Source organism: Bacillus sp. 05T22 (assembly GCF_056396765.1).
The window spans coordinates 1-6,603 of the sequence record NZ_JBFTMC010000167.1 but is presented as its reverse complement, the minus strand read 5'-3'; the positions used below and the strand labels follow the sequence as shown (position 1 = coordinate 6,603).

General features: G+C 31.8%; 7 protein-coding genes and 3 pseudogenes. 8 read left to right on the top strand and 2 right to left on the bottom strand.

The window, feature by feature from the left end; translation table 11 throughout:
• Positions 1-59: 59 nt before the first annotated feature.
• Positions 60-1,349 (bottom strand): DUF5068 domain-containing protein, encoded by a 1,290-nt coding sequence (locus tag AC1DIT_RS26615; RefSeq protein ID WP_476998530.1) that lies wholly within the window; start codon positions 1,347-1,349, stop codon positions 60-62.
• A 321-nt stretch (positions 1,350-1,670) separates the two neighbouring features.
• Positions 1,671-2,018: a hypothetical protein gene (locus tag AC1DIT_RS26610; protein WP_016115419.1), complete on the bottom strand. Its 348-nt coding sequence runs from the start codon at positions 2,016-2,018 to the stop codon at positions 1,671-1,673.
• A gap of 577 nt (positions 2,019-2,595) precedes the next feature.
• On the opposite strand from AC1DIT_RS26610, the gene AC1DIT_RS26605 reads away from it, so the two are divergent.
• From AC1DIT_RS26605 to AC1DIT_RS26570, 8 genes and pseudogenes are all read left to right on the top strand, one after another.
• Positions 2,596-3,051: a YrhA family protein gene (locus AC1DIT_RS26605; RefSeq protein WP_016115417.1), complete on the top strand. Its 456-nt coding sequence runs from the start codon at positions 2,596-2,598 to the stop codon at positions 3,049-3,051.
• Between the two features lie 93 nt (positions 3,052-3,144).
• Positions 3,145-3,606, top strand: a complete 462-nt coding sequence (locus AC1DIT_RS26600; protein WP_016115416.1) for an ankyrin repeat domain-containing protein — start codon at positions 3,145-3,147, stop codon at positions 3,604-3,606.
• Positions 3,607-3,650: 44 nt separating this feature from the next.
• Positions 3,651-3,818 (top strand): annotated as a pseudogene (locus AC1DIT_RS26595) (T6SS immunity protein Tdi1 domain-containing protein); the annotation flags it as partial.
• A gap of 79 nt (positions 3,819-3,897) precedes the next feature.
• A complete protein-coding gene (locus AC1DIT_RS26590) occupies positions 3,898-4,368 on the top strand; it encodes an Imm30 family immunity protein (protein WP_016115415.1) in 471 nt (156 codons plus the stop codon).
• 74 nt (positions 4,369-4,442) lie between these two features.
• Positions 4,443-4,547 (top strand): annotated as a pseudogene (locus AC1DIT_RS26585) (DUF6985 domain-containing protein); the annotation flags it as partial.
• A gap of 477 nt (positions 4,548-5,024) precedes the next feature.
• Complete coding sequence (locus AC1DIT_RS26580; RefSeq protein WP_016115414.1) at positions 5,025-5,345, top strand: DUF3895 domain-containing protein; 321 nt, start codon at positions 5,025-5,027, stop codon at positions 5,343-5,345.
• Positions 5,346-5,641: 296 nt separating this feature from the next.
• A complete protein-coding gene (locus tag AC1DIT_RS26575) occupies positions 5,642-6,421 on the top strand; it encodes a hypothetical protein (protein WP_016133087.1) in 780 nt (259 codons plus the stop codon).
• A gap of 19 nt (positions 6,422-6,440) precedes the next feature.
• Positions 6,441-6,603: pseudogene (locus AC1DIT_RS26570) on the top strand (pentapeptide repeat-containing protein); the annotation flags it as partial.

The window sequence follows — 6,603 nt, the reverse complement described above, 5'->3', positions numbered from 1 at the left end:
GTTCAGGGGTATAGCTACATATTTAGTTTTTTGTGTGAAACCGTTGGGAAATATCTATTCTATTTTGGTAATGTAAATTTCACTTTGTGTCCTTTTGAAATGTCTTTTGCATCCTTATTCATCATAGGACCTAATTCAATCTCAAAGTTCTTGTTTTTCCATATCTTTTCATATTGCTCCTGGTCTAAAATGAAAATCTGTAATAACTCTCCAGATGTTCCAGTTTTAATCGAATCATTATATTTGTAATTTAGTAACATACCTTGGTTGAGCGTATATTGTGCACCATCATTAACTCTTAATGTAGAACTTATTGAAGACGGCGAAATATCTTCGGTCTCTTTGTTATCGAGTTTAAATTTAACTGTCAATAAAACAATTCCATTTTTGAAACTTCCAAATCGAGGGGCTTCAGCGGAATTTGGTGTGAATTTGGTAAATTGATATCCATCTAATGTAACCTTGGTAGCACCTAATTGTTCACTTTTATTAATGTTTGATTTCTCATTTAGCATTGTCTTCTCGCCCATGTTTTCAGCTGTTGCTTTATCTTGATAAAAAGTTTTATCTGTTGTAACTTTTTGATCACCTTGTTTATTTAAACTTAATGCCAAATTTCCAGCACTTCCAATTGGGGCGTCATATTTTCCTTTATTCGCTTGTGCTTCAGGAACTTTGGCTGAAACTGTCGATAGCTCTAAAATTTTTGTTAAATCATCTTTACCAAATGGATATGCAATATAACCAGAAATGCTTTCCCCAGCTTTTACTAAATAATTATTGCTTGGAGATAGCTTTGTAGGTAATTGTTCTTCCTTTGGAATTAAATCCTTATAGTTACTGTAATCTCTCTGAGCACCTGTAAATGTAATATTTATATTTGGCATATAATAAACATCTTTATTTGAATCATTCTTTACAGTATAGTGTGCMAGAATAACTCCRCCATTTGTTTGSYYGTTAAAAGGAATATYAAAATYGGTATGAAAATCATTYAATTCAACTAACGTGTAGTTGTCAAGTGATACTGAAACATCTTGTAACTTATGTACTTGCGGTTTTTTGTTTTCATAAAGGACTTTCGTTTTCCCTTGTGTTTCTTTTTCCATATATGAGATAAGCTTTGAATAATCGTTTGATGTAGCTTTCGTATCTTTAGATTCTTTTTCTTTTGATGTATCCGTTTTTTCTTCTTTATTTTCTTTTTGTGAATCTTTTTTCTCTTCCTTATTTTCTTTTGTCACATTCTTTTTTTGTTCGGTAGTTGCTTTATCACTTTGACCACAACCAGTTATCATAAGAGCTGTAACCATCGCAACAGAAAATAAAGACATTAATTTTTTTGACATTCCTCTTCCCCCTGTTTTTCCTCTATTAAACTTTTAATCTACACTATCAGATGATTGGATATATCCCCCTCCCTATAAGCCCTAAGTTTTATTATAGAGAAAGAATTTTCATTTTACTACCTTTTTCCTGTGTTTTACAGTATCCAAATCCCTTATGATTTTGTATAAAAAAGTTAAAATGTATGTGCTATCTGTTTTTGAACTACTCACTACTTAACATCCTCACGGACTGTTTGAAGTGGGAGATTCCTAAGTACGGATATTGAGTGATAATAAAGTTGTTTAATTTCAGAAAGTGAATCATCAATAATAGCCACTTTTTTAAACTCCAAAGTGAATCATATATTTATTCTCTTCTTTTGCTTGAATAATTTTTTTAGCTAATTCGTTAAGATCAGCAGATTGCTTCATACCTTTGTAAGATATAACCACATCTAAGAATTGAGATAATGATTCAGGTGGAATAATCGTAATACCATAATACGCTAAACCGTATTCGGAACGTTTTAACGAATGAAAATACGTTTTCATTGTTGATAAGGATTTAAGTAAATTGCTGATAATATCATCATTTATACAAATACAGTTATGTACATCTGGAGTGTAACTCTTGTAAGTCTTTTGATTATTAATGTCATTAATTATGCCAAATTCGTGATTTAAAGCCATAAATTCAAATCCCCTTTTAATAATTTACTTGACTAACCAAATATCGAAATATTCTTATTTTTATTATACCGAGAATCATTAAAAGATGGAGTGGGTTCTAATTTTTACCCCGTTTTTTTAAACAACTTTATTGAAAATTAAACAACTTTATTATTCCTAAACATCATAGAATTGAAGAAAAACTATGTTTTTTAAACATCTTTAATAACCATCTAGCAAAGTGATTGCTAGATGGTTATTGTATTTCTAAGAAAAAAATTAAACAAGTTTATAATCTCTATACATTAATCAAATTGAATTTTCGGGTATTTAAAATTAAAAATACTAAAGGGGGATTTAATTATGAGTAATATTGGTAACAAACAAGTTAAGAAGTGGATTTTTCGCAACGCCGGAGCTACAAGGAAAATATCTAATAGAACGTTCACTTTAGAGGAACTTCAAAAAAATATTTGAATGGCATGAAAAAAACAATGGGGAGTTTGAAACTAATGCCTTATGATGGTTGTACCATTATGGATTACTATGTGCAATTCTAGCATAGAAAAGGAGTAAATATTTATTAGAAGGTGAATTTATGTGGAGAGAGAAAGTTAGTCAGATTTCCAAAATAAGAGAGAAACGAAATCGTAAACTCAATTTACCTACCAATGAAAACGAGTTATCGAGATTTCGTAAATCTGTAGTAGAAAAATTTGGTGAAGAGATACTGCCACAGCAGTACTATGAATTTTTACAAACAGTTAATGGAATTGAATTTAATGGACTTAAAATGTATGGGATTGATCAAAAGTTTTTGGATTCTGAGCCGATAAATCAGGTAGATTGTTTTTTTGCTGCCAATGAAACATGGGAGTCAATTAAAGGCGAAGATGAGCTGGTTTTTTTGGGAGATTCAGATATAGCTTGGTATTGTTATAATGTTTCTAAGAAAAGTTTTGTTGAACTAGATAAGCCTTCAGGTGAGCATATGGAAACTTTTTGCGATTTTGATACTATGCTTGAATCTGCTTTCTCTACAGCACTTAGTTAAAGGTACAAGTCGTTGGCAACTATTGTTGGAGCACACAAAGCCTGATCAATCACTAACTGTTTAAACTAGATAAAGATAGTGTAGGGGGATTCTATGGATAGTAAGGAAAAAGCAGTGAAAATCTATGATTTAATTAAGAATGGTGATATAGAACAAGCGAAAGGGATAATTATTACTGATAAAGATTTGCTTGATGTTGTAACGCCTTTTGGAACGTGGCTACATGTTGCGGCTAGAGCTGGTAAACTGGAAATGATAAAATTTCTAGTTGACTCTGGTATGGATATTAACATAAACGAAGGTGTACCAAAGTCTGTGCCTATTGCACATGCAGCTAGTGAAGGTGAAATTAGTATTGTAGAGTACTTATTTGATAATGGTGCAGTATTAGATGTTAGTGACCCAAATAGAAATCCTCTATTCTCAGCGATTTATGGTAGGCACTTTGATATTGTAAAGTATCTTGTTCAGAATGGTATTGATATTACTGTTAAGTATACAGGGGATACTATGAAAGATATGTGGGCTTATGAATTTACTATTGAAAGAGGGTAAACAGAAATTGCTGAATATTTAAAAATGAGTACTTGAAGTGGTAACCATATCTTGATGCAGTAGAAAAGTATGGGACTCCAAAATATAATAAATGTTTCGGGTATGTACCTCTTCTTGGACTAGGTGGATCAGAAAAAGTGGAAAACTTACAACAAATAAAACTTATTGAACATATTAATTTAATTACTCAATTCATGGGACCAATTGAATAGAGATTTAAATGTAATAGTATGAAAAAGTAATATTCTATAATATCTAACTTGATTAATTCATTTAAAAGGAGTAGTTTATATGGATTGCAAATTTGAGATTAAGAGATTATATAGTTGTAGGTTTCTAACAAATCAATCGGAATGTGAAGAGTTTGACAATGCATTAGAAAACTTAGCAGATTGTGATGATGAAAAACTTATTAAAGAGTTGTGTCTGGTATTTGAGGATGAAACACAAGAGGAAGAAGTTATGTTTGGCCTAGTTCATTTAATTGAAGATTTTGAGGTGGGAAAATATTTAACGGAGATGCCTAAAGCTTTACCAAAAATGGTTGAGAATGCAAAAGAATGGGCAATGCTACTAAACAAAAGAATTTTAAATAATGATTTGTATAGAATTGAGTATGCTAAAATTCTTGTAGGAATGAATAATGATATAAAATTAACAGTAATCAATTTGCTCAATGAAATTATTGCTGATAATCCTAAGAAATTTGAGAGCGCTGCCAATGAGGTTCTTAGTAAATTAAAAGATGCTGATCAAAAATAAATAATGATGAGAAATGGGTACATGGATGTGAAAAATTCATGTATACCAGGTTTATGGAAAAATAAACGGGGATTATTGGGCTAACATTTGATTGTGCATGGGACATAGAAAATGGATTAGGTATTCGTTTAATAAATGAAGAAGTAGCTAGGATAGGTTACCAAGATGTTGCGATTTAAATAGCAATTGAAAAATGGGACTCTATTAAGAGAAAGAGAATAGTTAAGAATAAAAATACACCTACTATATAGGTGTATTTTTATTCTTGAAAACCACACATGTATTGGAGATTTTTCTCGAGTACAGTGTATTACATTAGAAATCATGCGTATACATAGGTTTGGGCACATAGAATGATTTTCTATAAAAATAAGTACAGGATAAATTTAAAATCTAAGTAGATTGCCCTTTGGTTAACTTAGATACCTTCCACCAGGTTCACTATTACTTTCAGTCCTATTGTAACGAATTCTACAATAGATGGTAGAACGTATATTTGGTATAATCAAAACATACTATTTGAAACGATGTACATGAGTTATGAAATTCATGTAATAAGGTAAGGACTACATAACAATAACTAGATTTTAAAGTTCTAGTACATATAGGCTTCAGTTAGTGTTATACAAATCCACCATTAGAAAGGAAAAGATGTAATGAATCAAATTGCATTTGAAGATTTATTTGAAGAAGAAAAAGTGGAGGTAGCTGAGATACCAGTACCTTTATCGCCATTGCAAAAAGATATTTTGGGATTACTTAATTCCGAAGAAATAAGTGCATTGGAGCTATGCGAACAATTAATACGATCTGGTAAAATACCAGATGAAAGATTCACAACTGATAAGCCCAAAGCATATGGACAAGTATGCTTAATATTAGAAGGTTTTGTTACGGAAGGGAAACTTACTTTTATCAAAAATGATGAGAAAAGAGATAGGGTATATAAAATGAAAGAAGAAGTTTCTAACACATAAGATGTACAAATCATAGTAATGAAATAAGGAAGTCCTCATATTTATGTCGTAAGCTTTTTTAAGTTATTTTCACATAAACGTGAGGACTTCTTTGCAGAGGGACACAAACTAAAATACTGATGTAGTTTTTACTTTTTGAAAATATACAAGTTACTAGGAATGTTAAGTTATTTACGAAATTGAACACTTGCGACAGTTACAGCAAAGTCATAGCGTAGTTTGCTGCTAAATATAAAGATATTGAATTAGAAGTCATAATACTCAAATGGCCATTTAGTATTAAGGGGAGGATATAAATGAAACCTAATTATTTTTCAATTGCAATGTATCCCACAGTATCTTTTAATCAGGAAGAGATACTAGGGCGTATTTTGGATGTGTTTGAGTCAAATGAAAAAGTTGCTCCTACTCATTGGAGCAACTGTGAAACGGTACGGGTAGAATATAATCGTGAGGAAATTATTGAAAAAGTGATTTCGGAGCGTAGGGTATCTGAAGTTCACCTCTATCGTGATAAATCTGTTAACTATAGAGGGAGTTTTGAAGTTAATTTGAGCCATGGCTCATTTTTAGAGTTTGAGTTTCATAAATCTATACCCCAAAAATTGTGGCCGGATTTTTTTGAGTTATCCGACCAAATCGCAGAAATCGTGAAACCAAGTTATGGAGTGGCGCATATGTTTTGGCCAGTATCCTATCCGTGGAATACCGAACGTGAACGCTTACATAAGTGGATGAATATGTGTTCTCAACCTGTACCAGTTAGGTTTCTTCCTAACGGTCCCTTGGGGGTAGGAACTAGAACATATTTTAGTAGTCATGTTTTGGACATGTTTGATAAGGAATTATTACTAAATAGTCCAGCTGTGGTATCAGAACTAAATTGGGGTGGCATGTGCATAGATCTTTTAAAGAACCCATTAGAAGCTGATATTGATACATTGCTTGATAGTTGGTTACATGTAATGAAATATTTGGAACCAGCTCAAGTAATGGCTATACCAAGTTTTGGTGATAATGGAAGGGGAGTATTCTTCTCTCCTAATGTTGCTTGGAAGGACCATCTGAAAAGCTAAATGAAAGGAGGTAGTAATAATGAACGAGAAGAATAATGATAGAATAAGAGTCATGGAAATATTAAATCGATCTCAATACAATGATGAGGTTATAGATCAGTTAGATATGAGTGATTTGGACCTTACTTTTTCAGACCTGTCAGAGGTAATGGGAGATCGTATTATGGCAAAACGGGTCATGT

Coding starts and splice junctions, on each gene's coding strand:
- AC1DIT_RS26590 (WP_016115415.1), top strand. CDS start 3,898: ATGGATTGCAAATTTGAGATTAAGAGATTATATAGTTGTAGGTTTCTA.
- AC1DIT_RS26580 (WP_016115414.1), top strand. CDS start 5,025: ATGAATCAAATTGCATTTGAAGATTTATTTGAAGAAGAAAAAGTGGAG.
- AC1DIT_RS26610 (WP_016115419.1), bottom strand. CDS start 2,018: ATGGCTTTAAATCACGAATTTGGCATAATTAATGACATTAATAATCAA.
- AC1DIT_RS26605 (WP_016115417.1), top strand. CDS start 2,596: ATGTGGAGAGAGAAAGTTAGTCAGATTTCCAAAATAAGAGAGAAACGA.
- AC1DIT_RS26600 (WP_016115416.1), top strand. CDS start 3,145: ATGGATAGTAAGGAAAAAGCAGTGAAAATCTATGATTTAATTAAGAAT.
- AC1DIT_RS26575 (WP_016133087.1), top strand. CDS start 5,642: ATGAAACCTAATTATTTTTCAATTGCAATGTATCCCACAGTATCTTTT.